1 pseudogene is annotated in these 258 nt (G+C 45.0%); it reads left to right on the top strand.

The annotated features are described in order from the left end of the window. Window positions 1–71 precede the first annotated feature (71 nt). Window positions 72–258: pseudogene (locus tag HV157_RS26060) on the top strand (IS256 family transposase); the annotation flags it as partial.

Below are 258 nucleotides of genomic sequence, written 5' to 3'. Positions count from 1 at the left end.
AGTCTGTACATAAATTTGTGTAATTGCCTGATTTTGATATGTTCAATCCAACATCAAAAGCAGGTTAATTTATGGACGAAAAACAGTTGCAGGCTCTGGCTAACGAACTGGCCAAAAATCTCAAAACCCCTGACGATCTCAACCAGTTCGATCGCCTGCTGAAGAAAATCAGCGTTGAGGCGGCTCTCAACGCCGAAATGTCCCACCATCTGGGCTACGATAAAAATCAGCCCAAACTGGGGGCTAATTCCCGTAACG

Source organism: Enterobacter sp. RHBSTW-00318 (assembly GCF_014101375.1).
GTDB lineage: Bacteria > Pseudomonadota > Gammaproteobacteria > Enterobacterales > Enterobacteriaceae > Enterobacter > Enterobacter ludwigii.
This window is presented reverse-complemented; position numbering and strand designations above follow the sequence as displayed.